20 protein-coding genes are annotated in these 20,173 nt (G+C 66.8%); 13 read left to right on the top strand and 7 right to left on the bottom strand.

All coding sequences use genetic code 11. The features are described from left to right. Nucleotides 1-12 precede the first annotated feature (12 nt). Nucleotides 13-276 carry a hypothetical protein gene (locus AC5Y4C_RS15920; RefSeq protein ID WP_499965257.1) on the bottom strand — a complete coding sequence of 88 codons (264 nt, stop codon included), beginning with the start codon at nt 274-276 and terminating at the stop codon, nt 13-15. 114 nt (nt 277-390) lie between these two features. Here AC5Y4C_RS15920 and AC5Y4C_RS15915 point away from each other — a divergent pair, with 114 nt between their 5' ends. Together AC5Y4C_RS15915 and AC5Y4C_RS15910 are read left to right on the top strand one after the other, a co-directional pair. Continuing rightward, a complete protein-coding gene (locus AC5Y4C_RS15915; protein WP_499913377.1) occupies nt 391-831 on the top strand; it encodes an SRPBCC family protein in 441 nt (146 codons plus the stop codon). Further along, nucleotides 828-1,154, top strand: a complete 327-nt coding sequence (locus tag AC5Y4C_RS15910; RefSeq protein WP_499904602.1) for a carboxymuconolactone decarboxylase family protein — start codon at nt 828-830, stop codon at nt 1,152-1,154. The genes AC5Y4C_RS15915 and AC5Y4C_RS15910 overlap by 4 nt, the downstream gene beginning before the upstream one ends. Before the next feature lie 2 nt (nt 1,155-1,156). Here the strand turns inward: AC5Y4C_RS15910 and AC5Y4C_RS15905 are convergent, their stop codons facing one another. Further along, nucleotides 1,157-1,948, bottom strand: a complete 792-nt coding sequence (locus AC5Y4C_RS15905; protein ID WP_499965259.1) for a HugZ family pyridoxamine 5'-phosphate oxidase — start codon at nt 1,946-1,948, stop codon at nt 1,157-1,159. A gap of 107 nt (nt 1,949-2,055) precedes the next feature. Here AC5Y4C_RS15905 and AC5Y4C_RS15900 point away from each other — a divergent pair, with 107 nt between their 5' ends. Both AC5Y4C_RS15900 and AC5Y4C_RS15895 read left to right on the top strand, forming a co-directional pair. Further along, on the top strand, nt 2,056-3,858 hold the full coding sequence (locus AC5Y4C_RS15900) for a thiamine pyrophosphate-requiring protein (protein WP_499965261.1): 1,803 nt from the start codon (nt 2,056-2,058) through the stop codon (nt 3,856-3,858). Beyond that, nucleotides 3,855-4,967: an enolase C-terminal domain-like protein gene (locus AC5Y4C_RS15895; protein WP_499904609.1), complete on the top strand. Its 1,113-nt coding sequence runs from the start codon at nt 3,855-3,857 to the stop codon at nt 4,965-4,967. Before AC5Y4C_RS15900 ends, AC5Y4C_RS15895 begins: the two co-directional genes overlap by 4 nt. On the opposite strand, the gene AC5Y4C_RS15890 is transcribed toward AC5Y4C_RS15895, so the two are convergent. After that, complete coding sequence (locus AC5Y4C_RS15890; RefSeq protein WP_499904611.1) at nt 4,964-5,539, bottom strand: TetR/AcrR family transcriptional regulator; 576 nt, start codon at nt 5,537-5,539, stop codon at nt 4,964-4,966. The genes AC5Y4C_RS15895 and AC5Y4C_RS15890 overlap by 4 nt on opposite strands. Before the next feature lie 91 nt (nt 5,540-5,630). On the opposite strand from AC5Y4C_RS15890, the gene AC5Y4C_RS15885 reads away from it, so the two are divergent. After that, complete coding sequence (locus tag AC5Y4C_RS15885; RefSeq protein ID WP_499961773.1) at nt 5,631-6,473, top strand: SigB/SigF/SigG family RNA polymerase sigma factor; 843 nt, start codon at nt 5,631-5,633, stop codon at nt 6,471-6,473. Between the two features lie 6 nt (nt 6,474-6,479). On the opposite strand, the gene AC5Y4C_RS15880 is transcribed toward AC5Y4C_RS15885, so the two are convergent. From AC5Y4C_RS15880 to AC5Y4C_RS15865, 4 genes are all read right to left on the bottom strand, one after another. Then, the gene (locus AC5Y4C_RS15880; RefSeq protein WP_499949781.1) at nt 6,480-7,322 is read right to left on the bottom strand and encodes a nitroreductase family protein; all 843 of its coding nucleotides are present in this window, start codon (nt 7,320-7,322) and stop codon (nt 6,480-6,482) included. Nucleotides 7,323-7,404: 82 nt separating this feature from the next. Beyond that, entirely contained in the window at nt 7,405-9,195 is a 1,791-nt protein-coding gene (locus AC5Y4C_RS15875; protein ID WP_499961775.1) for a glycoside hydrolase family 15 protein, read from the bottom strand. Continuing rightward, a complete protein-coding gene (locus AC5Y4C_RS15870) occupies nt 9,195-10,253 on the bottom strand; it encodes a glucose 1-dehydrogenase (protein WP_499904620.1) in 1,059 nt (352 codons plus the stop codon). Before AC5Y4C_RS15870 ends, AC5Y4C_RS15875 begins: the two co-directional genes overlap by 1 nt. Next, nucleotides 10,211-13,204: an FAD-binding and (Fe-S)-binding domain-containing protein gene (locus tag AC5Y4C_RS15865; protein ID WP_499904624.1), complete on the bottom strand. Its 2,994-nt coding sequence runs from the start codon at nt 13,202-13,204 to the stop codon at nt 10,211-10,213. The genes AC5Y4C_RS15870 and AC5Y4C_RS15865 overlap by 43 nt, the downstream gene beginning before the upstream one ends. 22 nt (nt 13,205-13,226) lie before the next feature. Here AC5Y4C_RS15865 and AC5Y4C_RS15860 point away from each other — a divergent pair, with 22 nt between their 5' ends. The 8 genes from AC5Y4C_RS15860 (at nt 13,227) to treS (ending at nt 20,153) form a co-directional block, all read left to right on the top strand. After that, nucleotides 13,227-15,560 carry a molybdopterin oxidoreductase family protein gene (locus AC5Y4C_RS15860; protein ID WP_499904626.1) on the top strand — a complete coding sequence of 778 codons (2,334 nt, stop codon included), beginning with the start codon at nt 13,227-13,229 and terminating at the stop codon, nt 15,558-15,560. Then, entirely contained in the window at nt 15,557-16,036 is a 480-nt protein-coding gene (locus AC5Y4C_RS15855) for a hypothetical protein (protein ID WP_499904628.1), read from the top strand. Before AC5Y4C_RS15860 ends, AC5Y4C_RS15855 begins: the two co-directional genes overlap by 4 nt. A 61-nt stretch (nt 16,037-16,097) precedes the next feature. Further along, complete coding sequence (locus AC5Y4C_RS15850) at nt 16,098-16,313, top strand: DUF3072 domain-containing protein (RefSeq protein WP_499961776.1); 216 nt, start codon at nt 16,098-16,100, stop codon at nt 16,311-16,313. Then, entirely contained in the window at nt 16,310-16,561 is a 252-nt protein-coding gene (locus AC5Y4C_RS15845) for a hypothetical protein (protein ID WP_499913394.1), read from the top strand. Before AC5Y4C_RS15850 ends, AC5Y4C_RS15845 begins: the two co-directional genes overlap by 4 nt. Before the next feature lie 47 nt (nt 16,562-16,608). Continuing rightward, complete coding sequence (locus AC5Y4C_RS15840) at nt 16,609-17,055, top strand: type II toxin-antitoxin system Rv0910 family toxin (protein WP_499904638.1); 447 nt, start codon at nt 16,609-16,611, stop codon at nt 17,053-17,055. 16 nt (nt 17,056-17,071) lie between these two features. After that, nucleotides 17,072-17,872 carry a lysophospholipid acyltransferase family protein gene (locus tag AC5Y4C_RS15835; protein WP_499913396.1) on the top strand — a complete coding sequence of 267 codons (801 nt, stop codon included), beginning with the start codon at nt 17,072-17,074 and terminating at the stop codon, nt 17,870-17,872. A 4-nt stretch (nt 17,873-17,876) separates the two neighbouring features. After that, on the top strand, nt 17,877-18,311 hold the full coding sequence (locus AC5Y4C_RS15830; protein WP_499904642.1) for an SRPBCC family protein: 435 nt from the start codon (nt 17,877-17,879) through the stop codon (nt 18,309-18,311). Between the two features lie 69 nt (nt 18,312-18,380). Continuing rightward, nucleotides 18,381-20,153 carry a maltose alpha-D-glucosyltransferase gene (gene treS, locus AC5Y4C_RS15825; protein WP_499904644.1) on the top strand — a complete coding sequence of 591 codons (1,773 nt, stop codon included), beginning with the start codon at nt 18,381-18,383 and terminating at the stop codon, nt 20,151-20,153. Nucleotides 20,154-20,173: the final 20 nt, after the last annotated feature.

Here is a 20,173-nt window from a genome sequence, read left to right as displayed (position 1 = left end):
CGCTCCTACGACCTACTCGTGACTGCGCTTGTGCGTCGACACGGTGGGCATGGGCTGAACCGGCGTGGGCGTGAACAGGTTCGGTCCGTTGGGGCTGATGTCGTGCTGTGTCGGCGACACCGGCGGCGGAGTAGTGGTGGTGGTCGTGGTGGGAGGCGTTGTGGTGGAGGGCTTTTCCTCACCTTTGCCGCCGCAACCGGCGGTCAGACCGCCCATCGCGATCAGTGCGCCGGCACCCGCGACAGCTGCCCAACGCGTGACCGAACGTGACCTCATCGCGATTCCCGTCTGTAGGTGTGGCACTGTACTGGCACGCTACCGCAGATCAGCGGAGTGGGCGGCCAGTTGACCACCGTCGCACGCTGGGCAGACCGAAGATCGAGGAGGCTCATGGTCCAGCTACACGTGCAGCGCACAATCGCGGCTCCGCCACAGGAGGTCTTCGATTGGCTGGCCGAGCCAGCCAATCTGACCGCCGCTCCGCTGGCTTTGACGGCTGGCTATACGAACGACTCACCGGCGCCCGGCGTAGGAGCTCTGCGCGAGGTGACCGGGCTAGGCTTGTGGTTTCGCGAGCGGATCACCGGCTACGACCCGCCGCACAGCTACTCGTATCTGATCCTGCGGGCGTTTCCGCCCATTGCACACGACGGTGGAACACTGACGCTGACGCCCGTGCAAGACGGAACACGCGTCGACTGGACGAGCAGCTACACCCACCCGGTCCACGGCGGCGGCAAATTGATGGAGGCGGTCAGCTCGCGACTGCTGCGGTCGAGCTTCGCCGCGATACTGGCGGCGTGCGCGAAGGCATTGGAAAAGCAGCGATGACCAACTATCCGGAGTCTCCGCGTGAGGCCGCGCGGCGTTTCACTCCCCAGCTCACCGAGCTGATCAATGATCCGCTGTATTCGGACGTGTGGACCGATGAACGCCTCAGCCCGCGCGACCGCAGCATCGCGACGCTGGCCGCGCTGACGGCGCTCTACCGCCCCGACGAGCTGCCCGCGCATCTGCGCCGCGCCGTCGACAACGGGCTGACGCACGACGAGATCTCAGCGCTGATCACCCATGTCGCGTTCTACGGCGGTTTCCCGGCCGCGATCTCGGCGTCGATCATCGCCGCCGACACCCTGTTGGGCGACGAGGGCTGACGTCATGACGACCGGCGGACCAATTCAATTGCAGCCGAACGCAATTGGTCGACCGAATCGATAGCTGACGCGAACCCGACTCGGGTATAAGCCCTTCCGCGGGGCGTGGTGACTCTCAGGTCGAGCCCGTAGCGGTCGACGCCGGTGCAGGTGGCGGACTGCGCGTCGGGGTATCCGCCGAGCAACCGTGCCATCGAGGTCAGCGAGTCGGCGTGGTCGGCGTTGAGGTGTTCGATCGCCGCTGCGGCCAGTGGCTTCACCGGATCAGGTGCTGCGGACAGGTACTCCGCACCCGTCGTCGAATCCATCCGGCCGTAGCCTCCCACCCAGCGCACCCGCTGCACGCGCAGCACCCACACGGAGAAGTCGCTGTAGTCGATGTAGTACTTGGCCGCGGGCACCGCAGCGAGATGGGCGCTGCGGGCCGCGTCGAGTTCGTCGCCAACCGGGCGTTCAGCCTTGCCCGCCAGTGTGATTCGGGAATTGGCCAGTGGGTCGGCGTCGGTGCTGGGGGCGACGATCGACAGGCTCGCGCGCGGATCGTGGTCGAGGTTGCGGCCGTGCTCGGCCATCCGCGACACGCACAACACCGGCGCGCCGTTCAGCAGCCCGTAGGTGACCAGCGACGCCCACGGATCACCGCCCGTGGTCAGCGTGGCCAAGGTGGCGGTGTTGGTGGACGCCGCGATGGTGCGGGCTTCCTCGGCAGCCGACGGTCGGCGCGGGTTGACGACCGGCGCCAGGGGAGGCGGCACCGAGGGCGCGTCGCCCGGATCGCCGTGATCGCGCGTCACGTCGGCACGATACCCCGGCTCACAGCGGCCTCGGCTTTCTGTCTACGCCGAGCAGTTGCCGGGTAACACCTTCCTCGAGCTGACTTCAATCGAGAAGAGGTGTCCCGATGTCATCGACCACGGTGGCCGACTTTGTGCTGGAACGACTCCGCGACTGGGGCGTCGAGAAAGTCTTCGCGTACGCGGGCGATGGCATCAACGGCCTGCTCGGCGCCTGGGGCCGCGCCGACAACAACCCCAAGTTCATCCAGGCTCGCCACGAAGAGATGTGTGCATTCGAGGCGGTGGGCTATGCGAAATTCAGCGGCCGCATCGGTGTCTGCGCGGCGACGTCCGGGCCGGGCGCTATCCACCTGCTCAACGGGCTCTACGACGCGAAGCTGGACCGCGTGCCCGTCCTCGCGATCGTCGGGCAGACCAACCGCAGCGCCATGGGCGGCTCATACCAGCAAGAGGTCGACTTGATGAGCTTGTTCAAAGACGTCGCCAGCGACTACATCCAGATGGTGACGGTGCCCGAGCAGCTGCCCAACGTGCTCGACCGCGCGATCCGCACCGCGATGACCCGCCGCGCGCCGACGGCCGTCATCATCCCCGCCGATGTGCAAGAGCTCGACTACTCGCCGCCGTCGCACGCGTTCAAGATGGTGCCGTCGAGCGTGGGCTTCGAATGGCCGGTCGTCACACCAGACCCCGACGGTGTGCGCCGCGCCGCTGAGGTGCTCAACGCCGGTAGCCGGGTGGCGATGTTGATCGGCTGCGGTGCGCGAGGCGCCGCGGCCGAGGTCACCCAGGTTGCTGACGTGCTCGGCGCCGGCGTCGCGAAAGCCCTTCTGGGAAAGGACGTTCTGTCCGACGAGTTGCCGTGGGTGACCGGCTCGATCGGTCTGCTGGGCACCCGGCCGAGTTACGAGATGATGCGTGACTGCGACACGCTGCTGACTGTCGGGTCCAGCTTCCCTTACACGCAGTTCCTGCCCGGCTTCGACCAGGCCCGTGGCGTCCAGATCGACATCGATCCGGCGCTGATCGGGATGCGCTACCCCAACGAGGTCAACCTCGTCGGCGACGCCGCCGCGACGCTTCGGGAGCTGCTGCCGCTGCTGCAGCGCAAAGAGGACCGGTCCTGGCGCAAGAAGATCGAAGACAACGTCGCCCGGTGGTGGGAAACCATGGCGATGGAGGCCCGCGTCGAAGCCGACCCGATCAACCCGATGCTGCTGTTCGCGGAGCTGTCGAAACGCTTGCCGCCCAACGCGATCGTCACCGCGGACTCGGGGTCGGCGGCCAATTGGTATGCGCGGCAGCTGAAGTTCCGCGACGGCGTGCGCGGATCGCTGTCCGGCACACTGGCCACGATGGGTCCCGGCGTGCCGTACGGCATCGGCGCGAAGTTCGCCCATCCGGACCGGCCGGCGATCGTGTTCGCGGGCGACGGCGCGATGCAGATGAACGGCATGGCCGAGCTCATCACGATCGCCCACTACTACAAGGAGTGGTCCGACCCGCGGATCATCGTCGCGGTGCTGCACAACAACGACCTGAACCAGGTGACCTGGGAGATGCGGGCAATGGGTGGATCGCCGAAATTCCCTGAGTCGCAGACACTTCCGGATGTGGATTACGCCGCGTTCGCGGCCAGCCTGGGCTTCGGATCGGTGACGGTGACCGAGCCGGACCACATCGCGCCGGCATGGGATCAGGCGTTGGCGGCCGACCGGCCGACCGTGCTCGACGTGCACTGCGATCCCGACATCCCGCCGGTGCCCCCGCATGCGACCTTCGAGCAGATGAAAGACGCCGCGACGGCCGTGCTGAAGGGTGACGAGGACGCGTTCGGGATTCTCAAGGAGGGCATCAAAGTCAAGGCGCAGGAATTCCTACCGCACCGCGACACCGCGAAGCGATGAGCGCGGTTGCGGCCGAGACCGCAATCCGCGAGGTGGACGCCGCGGCGTACACGATTCCGACGGATGCGCCCGAGGCCGACGGCACGTTCACGTGGACGTCGACCACGCTGGTGCTCGTGACGGTCCGCGCGGGCCACCAAGTGGGTGTCGGATGGACATACGGGCCCGCGGTCTGCGCGAACTTCGTGCGCGACGAACTCGCCGGCGTCGTGTGCGGACACGATGCGTTCGACGTCGGCGGCGCCTTCGACGCGATGGTGAAGTCCGTGCGCAACGCCGGCCGGCCCGGCGTAGCCGGGTATGCGATCTCGGCTGTCGACGTTGCGCTGTGGGACCTCAAGGGCCGCCTGCTCGACCTGCCGCTGCACCGACTCCTCGGCGCTGTGCGTGCCGACGTCGCGATCTACGGCAGCGGCGGCTTCACCAGCTACGACGACGCCCGCCTCACCGAGCAGCTCAGCGGTTGGGTGCACCAGCGGCAGATACCGCGAGTCAAAATCAAGATCGCCGAGTCGTGGGGTGGTGACACGGCTCGCGACCTTCGCCGAATGACGTTGGCGCGCAAGGTGATCGGGGATGCTGCACTGTTCGTCGACGCCAACGGCGGTTACACCGGCAAGCAGGCGGTGCGCGTCATGCGGGAGGCCTCCGGGCTCGGCGTCACGTGGTTCGAGGAGCCGGTGTCATCCGACGACCTCGTAGGCTTGCGCGCGGTGCGCGCCGCCGTGGACGCCGACGTCGCGGCGGGGGAGTACGGCAGCGATCTCACCTATTTCCGGCGCATGTGCGCCGCCGAGGCAGTCGACTGCCTGCAAGTCGACGCGTCGCGGTGCGGCGGCATCACCGAATGGCAGCGTGCGGCCGCCGTGGCAGCGGCGCACGGGCTAGAGGTGTCCGGCCACTGCGCCCCGCATTTGCACGTGCATGCGGCGGCTGCGACGCCGAATCTGCGTCACCTCGAGTGGTTCCATGACCACGTGCGGATCGAGTCGCTGGCGTTCGACGGGACGCTGGATCCGACCGGCGGAACGGTCGAGCCGAAGCAGGCGGACATCGGCCACGGCCTCAGCGTGCGCCAGGCCGACCTGGAGCGGTACCGGCGGGCCTAGCGCCGGTACGCGTCGATCAGCCAGACCGCCATGGTCTTGGCCCGCCGGGCGGCCTCCAAGTCGCCTTCGGCGGCCGCGACGATGCTGCCTTTCATCAAGACGTTGAAGGACCACGAGAACTCGTCCGGGTCGCGCAGGCCTGCGCGTTGCGCACGCTGCCGCACGATCGTGCGGATGTTGTCGAGGTGCGCGATGCAGGCTTGACCGATCGGGCCCTCGGCGCCCATCTCCATCAAGACTTTGACGAACGAGCACGCCTCGTAGTCCGTGCGCTGGTGGAACCAGTCGTGGAACACGTCGAAGATCGCCAGCAGCTGGCCCTCGGGATCGTCGGCGCGTTGCGCCGACTGCCGGTCGACGATGTCGACGGTCCACTGCTGTTCGCGTTCTTCCAGGAACGCCAGCACCAGCTCGTCCTTGGACGGAAAATGCCGGTACAGCGTGGTCTTGGCGACGTTGGCCTTCTCCACCACTTCGTCGACTCCGACATCGCGGATGCCGCGCCGGGTGAACAGCTCGTACGCGGTCGCGATGATCCGCTCACGTGCGTCGGCTGATTGGGTGACGCTCATCAGCGAATCCTCTCTCAGGTTTGTACCGGATCGGTACGGGTAGTCTACGCTACAGACAGGTCTGTAGTGTTGGGAAGGGGGCTACTTCTCGATGGATGTTTCCGCTGACCACGACCGCACGTGCCGGCCGCCGTCGCCGCAACCCCAATCAACCGACGAGGACTACTCCCACGTGGAGGCGATGCTCGAGGAGTTGGCCGACATCCCCCGCGAGAGCGCCCAGTTCGAACGCCGGCGCAACGACGTGATCACCAGGTGTCTGCCGCTGGCCGACCACATCGCCTACCGATTCGTCGGCCGCGGCGAACCGGGCGACGACCTACTGCAGGTGGCCCGGCTTGGGCTGGTCAAGGCGGTGGACCGCTTCGATCCTGACCGCGGACGGTTCCTGGCCTACGCGGTGCCGACGATCTTCGGCGAGGTGCGCAGGTACTTCCGCGACAACACGTGGGGTATGCGGGTACCACGCAAGCTCAAAGACACCCATCTGCGCGTGCGTGCGGCTATCGACCCGATGTCGCAGCGGCTCGGTCGCGCGCCGACAGCCGCCGAACTGGCCGGCGAACTCGGCATCGACTCCGACGAGGTGTCGCAGTCGCTGGACGCCGCATACGCGTACCGGCCGTTGTCCCTCGACGCCGCGCTGCCCGGCAGCCACACCGGAGATGCCACGACGATGTCGCTGCACGGTGTCGAGGACCCGCACTACAGCATCGTCGAAGACTGCGTCGCGGTCGCGGGCCTGCTCACCCAAGTGTCAGAGCAGGAGCGCGAGATCCTGCGAATGCGGTTCTGCGACTGCATGACCCAGACCCAGATTGCTCAACGGCTGGGCAAGTCACAGGTGCATGTATCGCGGCTGCTGGCAAGCACACTCGATCGGCTGCGCCGCAGGCTGTGGGCGGAGATGGCCGCTCCGGCGACCGCGGGCTGATTGCACTTAACGGATGCCGCTGTCCCAGCTCGTCGTCTCCGCGACCGACAGTCGCTCGATTTCGGGCAGCGGATCGCTGTCGGGCGACCCCTGACCCAACCGGATCAATGCTTGCGGATAACGCTCACCGTCGAACACCTCACATGCGAGCGCCAGACGGTCTCGTGTTTGCCTGAGTGGGTCGGTGAGCGGGCAACTGGACAGTCCCAATGCCGTGGCGGACAACAGGAGCCGACTCAGCGCCTCACCTGCCTGCAGCCGCGCCAGATCGTCGTCCGTCTCGGTTCCCATCACGAGCAGCACACCGTCGTCCTCATGCGCCGGGTCTGCGCTGGCGGCTGTCCCGCCGTAGCGCAGCGCCACGCTGTCCCGGCGGAACCATCTCACGCGCGGAACCACGCCCAGGGTGACCCGACGGCGCGCCGCGCGGACATAGAGCAGTTCCAGCGTGCCGGGCGGAAGCGGGCCCTCGCCATACCGCCGTCGGTCGGCGCGGCGGCGTGCGATGACGTCGGCCAACTCTCTGGTGGGTTCGGGGCTCGGCGTCTCGATGATCTCGATCAGGGCCAGATGATCGCGGTCGGAGACGTCGGGGAAGCGCCGAACGTGGGTGTGCCAGCCGTGTGCCGCGAACGCCACGACGCAGTGGTCCAGCACAGCGCCGCAGCTCAGCAGGACGTCCCGCCGGTCGAAGTCGGCATCGCCGAGTTGGCGACTGCGGTCGGCGTACAGGTGCACACCTTCCCGGCTGACCCGCCAATGCCACGGCTGAGAATTCTGAACCGAAGGCGCTCGCGCAGCCATGTCCAAGGCACTCTCCAGCGTGGCTGCATCGGGCACCGCTGCCACTCGTCACCACCTCCCCCCGCGCAGTTTGGCGTCATCTCGTCATCACCAGTGTCGCCGACGCTGCTTTCAGGATCGCCGAGAATCAATCAGAATCGGTCTCCGCGGACGTCCCGGTGAGCTGGCGTGCGGTGTTGACCAATCCGACCATGGAGAACGCCTGCGGGGTGTTGCCCACCTGGCGTCCGCTGCCCGTGTCGTATTCCTCGCTGAGCAGTCCGACGTCGTTGCGCAGCGACAGCAGCCGCTCGAAAAGCTCGCGAGCTTCGTCGCGGCGGCCGATGCCGTGCAGCGCGTCGGCGAGCCAGAACGTGCACGCCAGAAACGCGCCCTCATGTCCCGGTAGCCCGTCGACCCCGCCGTCGGCATCGGGCCGGTACCGCAAAAGAAAGCCGTCGCTTGACAATTGGCGCTGCACCGCCTTCACGGTGCCGAGCATTCTCGGATCGGTCCACGGCAGAAAGCCCACGCGGGGCAGCAGCAACAACGCGGCATCCAGCCCGCGCGAGCCGTAGAACTGGGTGAACGTCTCGCGGTCGGAGTCGTAGCCTTTGGCGCAGACGTCCGCGTGGATTTCGTCGCGTAGCGCGCGCCACTTGTCCACCGGGCCGTCGAGCCCCTGACACTCCACGGTGTGCACTGCCCGGTCGACGCCCGCCCATGCCATCACCTTGGAGTGCACGAAATGCCGCCGCGGACCGCGGACCTCCCAAAGACTGGAATCTGGCTCCTGCCAATGACTTTCGAGGAAATCCAGGAGCGCGCGCTGAACGTCCCACGCGGTCTCCTCGGCCGACAGTCCGGTGTCGCGGGCGAAGTGAAGGCCGTCCAAGACCTCGCCCCACACGTCTAGCTGGAATTGCGCTGCCGCAGCATTGCCCACGCGCACCGGCCGAGAGCCTTCGTAGCCGGACAGCCAGTCGAGCGTGAGCTCAGGTAGCCGGCGCGCGCCGTCGAGGCCGTACATGATCTGCAGCTTGGACGGGTCGCCGGCCACGGCTCGCACCAGCCAGTCGCGCCAGGCTTTGGCCTCGTCGATGTAACCGGTGCCCAGCAGCGCCTGCAGCGTGAACGACGCGTCGCGTAGCCAGCAATAGCGGTAGTCCCAATTGCGCACGCCGCCAAGGTCTTCCGGCAGCGACGTGGTAGCCGCGGCGGTGATGCCACCGGTGGGATGGTAGGTCAACGCCTTCAACGTGATCAGCGCGCGGCGCACCGCCGATTCCCACGGGCCGCGATAGGTGCAGTGGCTGATCCAGTCGTGCCAATACTTTTCGGTGTCGGTCAGCGACTGCTCGCCCTCGGCCCGCGTTTTCCAGGGTTGATAGGACGGCACATGGGTGAGCACAAACGGAATCCGCTGCCCGGCGCTCACGTCGAACTCGGCGACGCTGGCCATGTCGCGGCCGTGCACCGGCACCGGCGTCCGCAGACACACCGCATCCGGTCCGGCGACGGCGGTCAGTCCGGCGTCGTCGTGGCGCACCCACGGCACGATGTGCCCATAGTCGAAGCGGATAACCAGCCGCATGCTCATGCGCACCGTGCCCGTCAGCCCTTCGACGATCCGCACCACGTCCGCGGCGTCGCCACGCGGCGGCATGAAGTCGGTGACCCGCACCGACCCGCCGTCGGTGTCCCACTCGGTGTCCAAGATCAGCGTGTCGTCGCGGTAGCCCCGCCGGGTCGCTGCTGCGCAGCCGGCCGGCGCGAGCCGCCAGTGTCCGGCCGACTCGTCGTGCAGCAGGGCCGCGAAGCATGCCCCGGAGTCGAACCGCGGCAGACACAGCCAGTCGATGCTGCCGTCGCGGCCGACCATCGCGGCCGTGTGCAGGTCACCGATCAGCGCGTAGTCCTCGATACGGCTGGGTGCCATCAGTTGCGCCCGTCGAGGTCGATCACCACTTTGACGTCGCCGTCTCGCTTCTCGAACGCCTCGGTGGCGCGCTCCAGCGGCACCCTGCGGGTGATCAGCCGCGCCAGCCACCCGGTGTCCGCGCGCGCCAGCACGTCGGCGGCCTGCTGGTAGTGACGCAGGTTCGCGTTGACCGAACCGACCACGACGTCGTTTTCCAGCACGATCTCCCGGTTCACCGCACCGGCGTCCACGCTGAGCTTCCGGCCGGTCGGCGACACCCCGGTCAGGCAGGTGATGCCGTAGGTGTCGGTGTGCTGCAGGGCGCTGAAGACCAGGCTCGCGACGCCGGTTGCCTCGATGACGACGTCGGGCTGCAGTTGCTTGGCGACGGAGTCGACGTCGTCGTGGTGGTAGGTCGCGCCCAGCGACTTCACCAGTTCGGGTTTGGGCCCGCTGGTGACCTGGTCCAGCACGTGGGTGTCCAGACCGCGCTGCGTGCCGATCAGTGCGGCCAGCAAACCGATCGGGCCGGCGCCGGTGACCAGCACCCGGTGCGGCTCGAACCAACTGCGCTGCCCTGTCGCGTCGACCTGCTCCCACGCCTTGGCCACCACCGAGGTGGGCTCCATCAGCACGCCGACGTCATGCAGCGCCGGGTCGAGCCGCACGGCGTAATCCTGTTCGACGGTCCACTGCTGGCTGCCGTAGCCGTGCAGTTCCTTGATGCCGCGTTCGCGGTATCGGCCGTTGCGGCACATGTCGAATTCCCCGTGCGCGCATGCACCGCACGGCACCGGATCCGGGCGGCGGACCACGCCGACCACCAGGTCACCTTCCCTGAAGTTGCTGTCCGGAGGCGCTTGGCGAACCCGGCCCAGCGATTCGTGGCCGAGCACCAACCACGGGGTGTCCGCCGGCGCCCAGCCGTATTCGCCGGCGACGATCTCCTTGTCGGTGCCGCACACGCCGACCGCGATGCCCTCGACCAGCAGCTCGCCCCCACCCGGCTCCGGGTCGGGCACGTCGGCGACCTTCAGCGTTCCACGGTGGCCCGGCTCGACAGTGATCGCTCGCATGCTTGTCCCTTTCCGTCGGCGAGTAGTTCGGCCAGGTGCAGTCCCTCACGGCCACTGGCCAGCTCGGCAATCTGGGTGCGGCAACTGAAGCCGTCGGCCAGTACCACGGTGTCCTGAGAGGCGCGGCGGATCTCGGGAAGCAGCACCCGTTCAGCGCATGCCTTGCTCACCTCGAGATGGCCGCGTTCGAAACCGAAATTGCCTGCCAATCCGCAGCATCCGGAGTCCAGGCGATGCACGTCCACGCCGGCGGCACGCAACAGTTCCTCGTCGGCCTGCCAGCCGAGCACCGCGTGCTGGTGGCAGTGCACCTGCGCCAGCGCGTCGACGTGGCGGGCGGGCGGGCAGTAGCCGGGCGAATGGCGGGTGAGCAATTCGGCCAGCGTGACGGTCTGGTCGCGCAGCCGCAACACGTCGTGGTCGTCGGGAAACAGCTCGGCCGCGTCCGCGCGAAAGACGGTGGTGCAGCTGGGTTCCAGCCCCACCACCAGCCCGCCGGCCCGCACGTGCGGCGCGAGTACTCGCACCGTACGCGACAGAACCTTCTTCGCGGTGGTGAGCTGTCCGGTGGACACCCAGGTCAGTCCGCAGCACAACGCCTTCGGCGGCAGGGTGACCGACCAGCCGGCGTCTTCGAGCACGGCAATGGCGGCCTGGCCGATGTGCGGATGAAAGCAGTCGGTGAAAGTGTCCGGCCACAGCATGACGGTGCCGCGCTCACCCGAGCCCCGCGGCGTGTGCGATCGAAACCATTGCCGCAGTGTCTGATTCGCGAACCGCGGGATGTCACGGTCCTCGATCCCGGCAGCGGCTATGACCGCCCGGCGCAGTTTCGGCGAGGCAGCGGCCGCGTTGAGCAGCGGCCCCAGTCGCGCGGCAGTCACCATGCGGGCGGCGACGGGTAGCCAGCCCATCGTCAGGTCGGAGCGCGGCCGGCGCCACTGCCGACCGGCATAGTGGTGCGCCAGGAATTCGGCCTTGTAGGTGGCCATGTCGACGTTGGCGGGGCAATCGGTCTTGCATCCCTTGCAGGCCAAGCACAAGTCGAGCGCATCCTTGACCGCTGCCGATCGCCACCCGTCGCCGCGGATCGGGCTATCGCCGTGACCGTCGAGCATCTCGAACAGCAGCCGGGCCCGGCCTCGCGTGGTGTAGTGCTCTTCGCGGGTCACCTGGTAGGACGGGCACATCACCTGACCGCCATCGGTGGAATGCTGGCGGCACTTGCCGACACCGACGCAGCGGTTGACAGCATGCACGAACGAGCCTTCGTCGTGCGGATATCGGAAGTGCAGGTCGGTGGGAGCCTTTGGGGCCCAATCCGATCCGAGTCGCAGGTTCTGGTCGAGGCGCCTGGGGAAGACCACCTTCCCCGGGTTCATCTTGTTGAACGGGTCGAAGATGCCCTTGAGCATTTCAAACGCGTCCATCAGCCGCGGGCCGAACATCCTGGGCAACAGCTCGCCCCGAGTCTGCCCGTCACCGTGCTCGCCGGACAGTGAGCCGCCGAACTCGCTTACCAGGTCGGCGGCGCATTGCAGGAACCGGCGATAGGTGGCCACCCCGTCGGCGGTGAACAGGTCGAACGGAATCCGGGTATGCACGCAGCCCTGGCCGAAGTGTCCGTAGAGACTGGGACCGGTGTCGCTCTCGTAACCGAAGTCGGCGAACAGCCCAGTCAACCGCCGCAGGTATTCGCCCAGCTTCTCGGGTGCGACCGCCGAATCTTCCCATCCCTCAAATGTTTCCGGACGGCCGGGGACATGCGCGGTCGCGGCCAGTCCGGCCTCGCGCACGTGCCACAGTTCCTCTTCACGATCGGGGTCGTCGAGGAATGCGACCGTCGGGTCGTGGTCGCCGCCTTCCAGTGCCTCGAGCAGCCGGTGAGCCCGCTGGTCGACGTGCTCTTTGTCGTGACCGCCGAATTGCACCATCAAAAACGCCGGCCCCTTGGGCAGCTTCCTCAACGCCTCTGGGTTGAGGTGCTTGAGCTGTTCGTCGCGAATCAGCTTGGAGTCCAAACCCTCTAATGCGATCGGCTGGTGCGGCAGCACAGCCGGTACGGCGTCGCCGGCTTTGTCGATGCTCGGATAACCCAGCACCACCAGCGTGCGCTCCGGCAGCACGTCGACCAACTTCAGCTCCGCTCGCAACACGGTGACCAACGTCGACTCACTGCCCACCAACAGCCCGGCCACGTCGAAGCTGTGCTCGGGCAGCAGCGAGTCCAGGTTGTAGCCGGACACCCGCCGCGGGATGTGCGGAAAGCCGTCGCGGATGTCGTCGGCGTACTCGTCGCGTAGTCGGCGCAGTTGGCGGTAGATCGCCGCACGCAGATCACCCCGCGCCTCGATGCGGGCGTACTCGTCGTCGGTGGTCGGTCCGCACCAGAACCGGGTGCCGTCGTAGCACAGAACTTCCAGGCGTGCGATGTTGTCGACGACCTTGCCGGTGCGTTGCGCGGTGGCGCCGCACGAATTGTTGCCGATCATCCCGCCCAGCGTGCAGTTCATGTGTGTGGCCGGCTCGGGCCCGAATCGCAAACCAGTACTTGCTAATTGGCGGTTGAGATCGTCGAGGACGATGCCCGGTTGCACCACGCAGCGACGGGCGTCGGCGTCGACGGACTCGAGCTTGTTGCAGTATTTGGACCAGTCGACCACCACGGCGGTGTTGGTGCACTGGCCGGCCAGGCTGGTGCCGCCGCCGCGGGAGAGGATAGGAGCGCCGCACTCGCGAGCAACGGCAACAGCGGTGGCCGCCGCCTCGGGCGTGTGCGGGATCACGACACCGATGGGCACTTGCCGAAAATTCGACGCATCGGTGGAATAGGCGGCCCGGCTCGCGTCGTCGAAGCGCACCTCGCCGTCGACGCGTTCGCGCAGCATGGTTTCCAGTCGTTGGGCTGTCACCGCGAAGTACTTCCCCAGTTTTCGACGGTTATCCAGCATGTCGGCCGGGTAAGTCTCTGCGGTGGCGACAGCGGAGCGCATCGCGAACCCGTGGGGCGGCAGGACACCGTATGGACCGGGGCAGCGGTGGCCGGAACGCGTCGACACCTACCTTGCCGAGGGGATGACGCCGGACACGGTCGAGCGCTGGGTGCAGTCGGCGGCGGTGCTGCATTCCAACGGCGACGGCATCGACATCGCGGTGCGCGACGGACGCATCGTCGGTGTGCGCGGCCGCGCCATCGACCGCGTCAACCACGGCCGGGTGGATCCCAAAGACTTGTTCGGTTGGCAGGCCAACGCGTCGCCGGATCGGCTCACCACGCCGCTGATCCGGCGCGGCGGTCGGCTCGTGGAGACTGACTGGGACACCGCGATGAGCGAGATCGTCAGGCGCAGTAAGTCGTTGCTGCAAGAGCGTGGTCCGAGCTCGGTTGCGTTCTACACCTCCGGGCAGCTGTTCGCCGAGGAGTACTACACCCAGGGAGTCATTGCGCACGGCGCGCTCGGCACCAACCACGTCGACGGCAACACCCGACTGTGCACGGCGACAGCCGCCGAGGCGCTCAAGGAGTCGTTCGGCTGCGACGGCCAGCCCGGCTCCTACACCGACGTGGACCACGCCGATGTGATTGCGCTGTACGGGCACAACGTCGCCGAGACGCAGACCGTGCTGTGGATGCGGATGCTGGACCGGCTGGCCGGCCCGTCGCCGCCGGCGATCATCTGCGTCGACCCGCGGCCCACTCCTGTCGCACAGCACGCCACCGTGCACCTGGCACCGCTGCCGGGCACCAACGTCGCGTTGATGAACGGGCTGCTGCACGAGATCGTCGCCAACGGCTGGATCGACCGCGACTACATCGACGCACACACCGTCGGTTTCGAGGAACTGCGCAAGCGGGTCGAGGAGTTCCCGCCGCAGAAGGCCGCATCGATCTGCGGGGTGGACGCCGAGAAGATCCGAGAGGCCGCCCGGCTGATCGGCACCGCCCAGCGGCTGATGTCGACTGTGCTGCAGGGCTTTTACCAGTCGCATCAGGCGACCGCGGCATCGGTGCAAGTGAACAACATCCACCTGGTTCGCGGCATGCTCGGCAAACCGGGTTGCGGAGTGCTGCAGATGAACGGACAACCCACCGCAGAGAACACCCGCGAATGCGGCGCCGACGGAGATCTCGCCGGATTCCGCAACTGGGCCAACGACGCTCACATCGAAGAGCTCGCCCGGCTCTGGAACATCGACCCGATCCAGATTCCGCATTACGCGCCGCCGACACACGCGATGCAGATCTTCCGCTACGCCGAGGAAGGCAGCGTGCGGATGCTGTGGATCACGGCAACCAACCCGGCGGTGTCGCTGCCGCAACTCAGCCGCATCCGCGACATCCTTGCGCAGGAACGGCTGTTCGTGGTGGTTCAGGACATCTTCCTGACCGAGACCGCCGAGTTGGCCGACGTGGTGCTGCCGGCGGCGGCGTGGGGCGAGAAGACCGGCACATTCACGAATGCCGATCGCACCGTTCACCTTTCGGAGAAGGCCGTCGACCCGCCGGGTGACGCGCGACCGGACCTCGACATCTTCCTGGACTATGCGCGCCGGATGGACTTTCGCGACAAGGACGGCGCTCCGCTACTGCCGTGGCACGATCCGGAGTCGGCGTTCGAGGCGTGGAAGAAGTGCACCGAAGGCCGGCCCTGTGATTACACGGGCCTGTCCTACGACAAGCTACGCGGCCGCAGCGGCATCCAATGGCCCTGCAACGCAGAGCATCCCGATGGCACCGAACGCCTCTACGCCGACGGCGCGTTCTGGGCAAAGCCCGACTACTGCGAGGCCTACGGCAAGGACCTCATCACAGGTGCGCCGCTGGAGCCGACCGAATACCGGGCGATGAACCCGTTCGGCAAGGCGATCATCAAGGCCGCGGAGTACATGCCGCCGCATGAGCGGCCGAGCAGCGAGTACCCGTACGCGCTGATCACCGGCCGGACCGTCTACCATTTCCATACCCGCACCAAAACCGCACGAGCACAACAACTTCAGCAAGCCGCACCCGATGTGTGGGTGGAAATGTCGCGCACTGACGGGGAACGCACCGGCATCGCCGACGGCGACGTCGTCGAGGTGAAGACCGCGCGCGGCAGCGTCGTCGCGCCCGTGCGCCTGACCGAGATCCGGCCCGGCGTGGTGTTCCTGCCGTTCCACTACGGCTATTGGGACGTCGACGAGTCCGGTGACGAGGACGTCCACCACCGCGCCGCCAACGAGATGACCCTCACCGACTGGGACCCGGTGTCCAAGCAGCCGATCTTCAAGACTGCGGCGGCTGGTGTGCGAAAGGCCCAATCATGAAGATCGGCTTGGCAATTCACGAGCTGCACCGCTCAGAACGTAAACTTGCGCAGACACTGCACGGCATTGCCGCGCGTCACCACGCCGACAGCGACATCGTCCACCTGGCGCTGGACCTGGCGGGGTGGTCGCAGCAGCACATCCAAGAACTCGCCGAGCACGGCAAGCGCCACGGAGTGCGTCTGTCGGCGCATCCGCGCACCACGTCGCTCACCTCGGCGCTGCAGACCAGGATCAGCGAGGCGCTGCGCCGACGGCCGGAACCGGCGCTGATGCTGCTGGCGGACCTGCGCCGCGCACACCGGTCAGCGGCCGGGGTGTCGCTGGACTGGGAACTGCTGGGCCAAGCCGCGCAGGCCACCAAGGACAAAGACCTACTGGCGCTCACCGCGCAATGCCACCCGCAGACCCTTCGGCAGATGCGCTGGGCCAACGCCATGCTCAAAGAACTCTCACCACAAGTACTGACCAGCTGACGCATACCAAACAGAACTGGCGGGCATCCCTACCCCGGACACTGACAGAAGGGTGTGGGTAATGACCGAGAATGCCGACAGGGCGCCCGCGGAGAATCCGGAGAAGGACCCGGCGGACTGGGTGACCGGCGACGAACCGATGACCGGAGCCCAGCGCAGCTACCTCAACACGCTGGCGCAGGAAGCCGGAGAGCAAGTGCCCGACGACCTCACCAAGGCGCAGGCGTCGGACCTCATCGACCAGCTGCAGCAGCGAACAGGACGGGGCAAGTCATGACGATTTCGGTCGACGACGTGCGCAAGCTGCTCGACGCCGAGCAGCCCGACGCGGCGCTGGTGCTCATCGAGGGCCGCACCGAAGTGCTGGGTCGGGAGCAGCGCGACTCCGAGCAATACCGGGGCGCGCTGGAGGTCATCACACGCGACGAGCTGCTCAGACGCACCGGTGGCCGGGACCTGTCGGAGCGGGAACTCGCCGAGCAGGCGGAAAACCTGGACGTGGCGGTCCGTGAGCTCGGCGGTTAAGAGCGGCGATTCGCTGGGTACGGGGACAGCAGCGAAGGGAGCTTGCGATGGCGAAAGTTGACGTGTCGGTGGCCGCCGACATGACCCCCGAACAGGCGTGGGAGTTGGCGTCGGACCTCAACCGCTTCGACGAGTGGCTGACCATCTTCGGCGGCTGGCGAAGCGAGGTGCCGGACACCATCGAAGAAGGCACCGAGGTGTCGTCGTGCATCAAAGTCAAGGGCTTTCGTAACACCATCCACTGGAAGGTCACCCAGTTCAACCCGCCGTCGTGTATCGAGATGAAAGGCCACGGTTTCGGCGGGGTGCGGATCGCGCTGACGTTGACCATCGCCGAGCACCGCCGCGGCTCGGAATTCCACCTCTGCGCTGACCTGTGCGGCGGCGTGCTGTCCGGTCCGGTGGGCTCGCTGGTGGCGCGCGTACTGAAGAGCGACGTGCGCAAGTCGGTGGAGAACCTGTCGCGGTTGCAGGCGTCGACGGCCAATCGCTGAACCACGGCACGCTGTCGTGGACGTTCCCGAGGAGTTACGGGGCCGCGACCCCGAGTTCATCCGCAACGTGCTGCCCACGCTCTGGCTTGCGGCGACGGTGTGGTTCCGCGCCGAAGTGGACGGCTTCGAGAATGTGCCCGACGAGCCGGTGTTGTTCGTCGGCAACCACAGCGGCGGCGGTGCCACCCCCGACACCTTCGTCTTCCTGCTCGCCTACAACACCTACTTCACGGTCGAAGGCCGGCCGCTGTACGCGCTCGCACACGACACCATCACCAAGGCGCCCGGGATCGGCCCGCTGACACGCAAGCTCGGCGTCGTCCCGGCCGACAACTCGTGTGCGGAGAAGATCTTCTCCAGTGGCGGGTGCGCGCTGGTCTACCCGGGCGGTGACGTCGAGGCGCTGCGGCCGTGGCGTGATCGGCACAAGATCGTGTTCTCCGGCCGTAAGGGCTTTTTGCGGCTGGCTCACCAGAACGGCGTCAAGATCGTGCCGGTGGTCGCCACCGGCGGACACGACACGCTGTTCGTGCTCAACGACGGCCGGCGCACCGCGAAGGCTCTGCGGCTCGACAAGCTGCTGCGGGTCAAAAGCCTGCCGCTGACATTCAGCATGCCGTGGGGCTTGTCACCGCTGCCGCTGCCGCACTTTCCGTTTCCCGCGAAAATCCGGATGCAGGTGCTCGAACCGATCGACATGCAGGACCGGTTCGGCCAGCACCCCGACTGGGACCTCGCCTACGACTACGTCACCAGCGTGATGCAAGTCGGATTGTCAAAGCTGGCAAGCAAAACCGTCGTTCCCATGATCAGGTGAGGCGATGGCGCAAACGGTCTCCGTCACCAAGACGGTGAAATGCCCGGCCGACGAAGCCGCCGCGTTCCTCACCGACATGCACAAGCTGGTTCCGGCAGTGTCGACGTTCAAGCGCTGCATGTTCGTCGGCGACAGCGACGAAGGCCAACTATGGGACGTGTTCATGCGAAGCGGCACAATCTATCTCGGCGGTCGAGTGCTGGTGACGCAAGCGGGGAACCGGCAGCTGAGGTGGCGATCACTGTCGGGAACGCGGCATTCGCTTGACGCACATGTCGACGACGACGAGCTCGGATGCCGTATCACCCTGTCTTTGACGTTCGCGCTGACCGGATGGGGCACTGCGTGGTTCGGCGAGCTCGTCGGGCGCGGCATCGTCTCGCGGACGTTACAAGCCGCCGCCGAGGAGATCCGGCACCACCTGGAATTCGAGCAGTAGGCGGCGCAATGGCTTTCGCCGGCCGGGGTTGGGTTTGCGCGTGTCCGGGTAGGTGAGATTCTGATGCAGATGACACACGACGTCGGCGATCCGGATCATGGCACTCATCGCTCGCAGGGCAGCCACGTCGAAGACGGACTCGTAGAGCATCCCACCGCCGAGGACTTCGGGCACGCGCGGATCCTGCCGCCGGACCGGACTTGGTACAAGCGCGCGGTGTTCTACGAGGTGCTGGTGCGAGCGTTCTACGACGCGACCGCCGACGGCTCCGGCGACCTGCGCGGCCTGACCGAGAAACTCGACTACCTGCAGTGGCTGGGCGTTGACTGCCTGTGGTTGCCGCCGTTCTACGACTCGCCGCTGCGCGACGGCGGCTACGACATCCGTGACTTCTACAAGGTGCTGCCCGACTTCGGCACTGTCGAGGATTTCGTCGCACTGTTGGACGCAGCACACCGGCGTGGCATCCGGGTGATCACCGACTTGGTGATGAACCACACCTCCGATTCCCACCCGTGGTTCCAGGAATCCCGCCGCGACCCGGACGGGCCGTACGGCGACTTCTACGTGTGGAGCGACACCAGCGACAAGTACTCCGAGGCGCGGATCATCTTCGTCGACACCGAGGAGTCCAACTGGACATTCGACCCGGTCCGTCGGCAGTTCTACTGGCACCGGTTCTTCTCGCACCAACCCGACCTGAACTACGACAACCCCGCGGTGCAAGAGGCGATGATCGACGTACTGCGGTTCTGGCTGGACCTCGGAATCGACGGCTTCCGACTCGACGCCGTGCCGTACCTGTTCGAGCGGGAGGGCACCAACTGCGAGAACCTGCCGGAGACGCACGCGTTCTTGAAGCGCTGCCGCAAGGTGCTCGACGACGAATACCCCGGCCGGGTGCTGCTGGCCGAGGCCAACCAGTGGCCGGCCGACGTCGTCGAGTACTTCGGCGACCCGGCCACCGGCGGCGACGAATGCCACATGGCATTTCACTTTCCGCTGATGCCGCGCATCTTCATGGCCGTGCGGCGCGAGTCGCGGATCCCGATCTCGGAGATCCTTTCCCAGACGCCGCCGATTCCCGAAATGGCGCAGTGGGGCATCTTCCTGCGCAACCACGACGAGTTGACGCTCGAGATGGTCACCGACGAAGAGCGCGACTACATGTACGCCGAATACGCCAAAGACCCACGGATGAAGGCCAACGTCGGCATCCGTCGTCGGCTGGCTCCGCTGCTGGAGAACGACCGCAACCAGATCGAACTGTTCACCGCGTTGCTGTTGTCTCTGCCAGGGTCGCCGGTCATCTACTACGGCGACGAGATCGGGATGGGCGACATCATCTGGCTCGGTGACCGCGACGGCGTGCGCACTCCGATGCAGTGGACGCCCGACCGCAACGCGGGCTTCTCGAAGGCCAACCCGGGCCGGCTCTACTTGCCACCGAACCAGGACCCGATCTACGGCTATCAGTCGGTGAACGTCGAGGCGCAGCTGGACAGCTCCACCTCGCTGCTGAACTGGACCCGCACGATGCTGGCGGTGCGGCGCCGCCACCCCGCGTTCGCCACCGGCACGTTCAAGGAGTTGGGCGGGTCGAACCCGTCGGTGCTGGCGTACCTGCGCGAAGACGGAGACGACCTGGTGTTGTGTGTCAACAACCTGTCGCGCTTTCCGCAGCCGATCGAGCTGTATCTGCAGCACTGGAACGGCTACACGCCGGTCGAGCTGACCGGGCACGTCGAATTCCCGCGGATCGGGCACCTGCCGTACTTGCTGACACTGCCGGGCCACGGTTTCTACTGGTTCCAGCTGCGCATGTTCGAGGAGAATCGGTGATGAGCTTGCGCGAGGAACAC

It is taken from the genome of Mycobacterium sp. NGS35, from assembly GCF_059812855.1.
This window is presented reverse-complemented; position numbering and strand designations above follow the sequence as displayed.

What these genes read in the sequence shown, in the direction of transcription:
- AC5Y4C_RS15830 (WP_499904642.1), top strand. Translation starts at nt 17,877, where the DNA reads ATGGCGCAAACGGTCTCCGTCACCAAGACGGTGAAATGCCCGGCCGAC.
- AC5Y4C_RS15870 (WP_499904620.1), bottom strand. Translation starts at nt 10,253, where the DNA reads ATGCGAGCGATCACTGTCGAGCCGGGCCACCGTGGAACGCTGAAGGTC.
- AC5Y4C_RS15855 (WP_499904628.1), top strand. Translation starts at nt 15,557, where the DNA reads ATGAAGATCGGCTTGGCAATTCACGAGCTGCACCGCTCAGAACGTAAA.
- treS (WP_499904644.1), top strand. Translation starts at nt 18,381, where the DNA reads ATGACACACGACGTCGGCGATCCGGATCATGGCACTCATCGCTCGCAG.
- AC5Y4C_RS15875 (WP_499961775.1), bottom strand. Translation starts at nt 9,195, where the DNA reads ATGGCACCCAGCCGTATCGAGGACTACGCGCTGATCGGTGACCTGCAC.
- AC5Y4C_RS15850 (WP_499961776.1), top strand. Translation starts at nt 16,098, where the DNA reads ATGACCGAGAATGCCGACAGGGCGCCCGCGGAGAATCCGGAGAAGGAC.
- AC5Y4C_RS15865 (WP_499904624.1), bottom strand. Translation starts at nt 13,204, where the DNA reads ATGCTGGATAACCGTCGAAAACTGGGGAAGTACTTCGCGGTGACAGCC.
- AC5Y4C_RS15900 (WP_499965261.1), top strand. Translation starts at nt 2,056, where the DNA reads ATGTCATCGACCACGGTGGCCGACTTTGTGCTGGAACGACTCCGCGAC.
- AC5Y4C_RS15885 (WP_499961773.1), top strand. Translation starts at nt 5,631, where the DNA reads ATGGATGTTTCCGCTGACCACGACCGCACGTGCCGGCCGCCGTCGCCG.
- AC5Y4C_RS15895 (WP_499904609.1), top strand. Translation starts at nt 3,855, where the DNA reads ATGAGCGCGGTTGCGGCCGAGACCGCAATCCGCGAGGTGGACGCCGCG.
- AC5Y4C_RS15915 (WP_499913377.1), top strand. Translation starts at nt 391, where the DNA reads ATGGTCCAGCTACACGTGCAGCGCACAATCGCGGCTCCGCCACAGGAG.
- AC5Y4C_RS15845 (WP_499913394.1), top strand. Translation starts at nt 16,310, where the DNA reads ATGACGATTTCGGTCGACGACGTGCGCAAGCTGCTCGACGCCGAGCAG.
- AC5Y4C_RS15910 (WP_499904602.1), top strand. Translation starts at nt 828, where the DNA reads ATGACCAACTATCCGGAGTCTCCGCGTGAGGCCGCGCGGCGTTTCACT.
- AC5Y4C_RS15890 (WP_499904611.1), bottom strand. Translation starts at nt 5,539, where the DNA reads ATGAGCGTCACCCAATCAGCCGACGCACGTGAGCGGATCATCGCGACC.
- AC5Y4C_RS15840 (WP_499904638.1), top strand. Translation starts at nt 16,609, where the DNA reads ATGGCGAAAGTTGACGTGTCGGTGGCCGCCGACATGACCCCCGAACAG.
- AC5Y4C_RS15920 (WP_499965257.1), bottom strand. Translation starts at nt 276, where the DNA reads ATGAGGTCACGTTCGGTCACGCGTTGGGCAGCTGTCGCGGGTGCCGGC.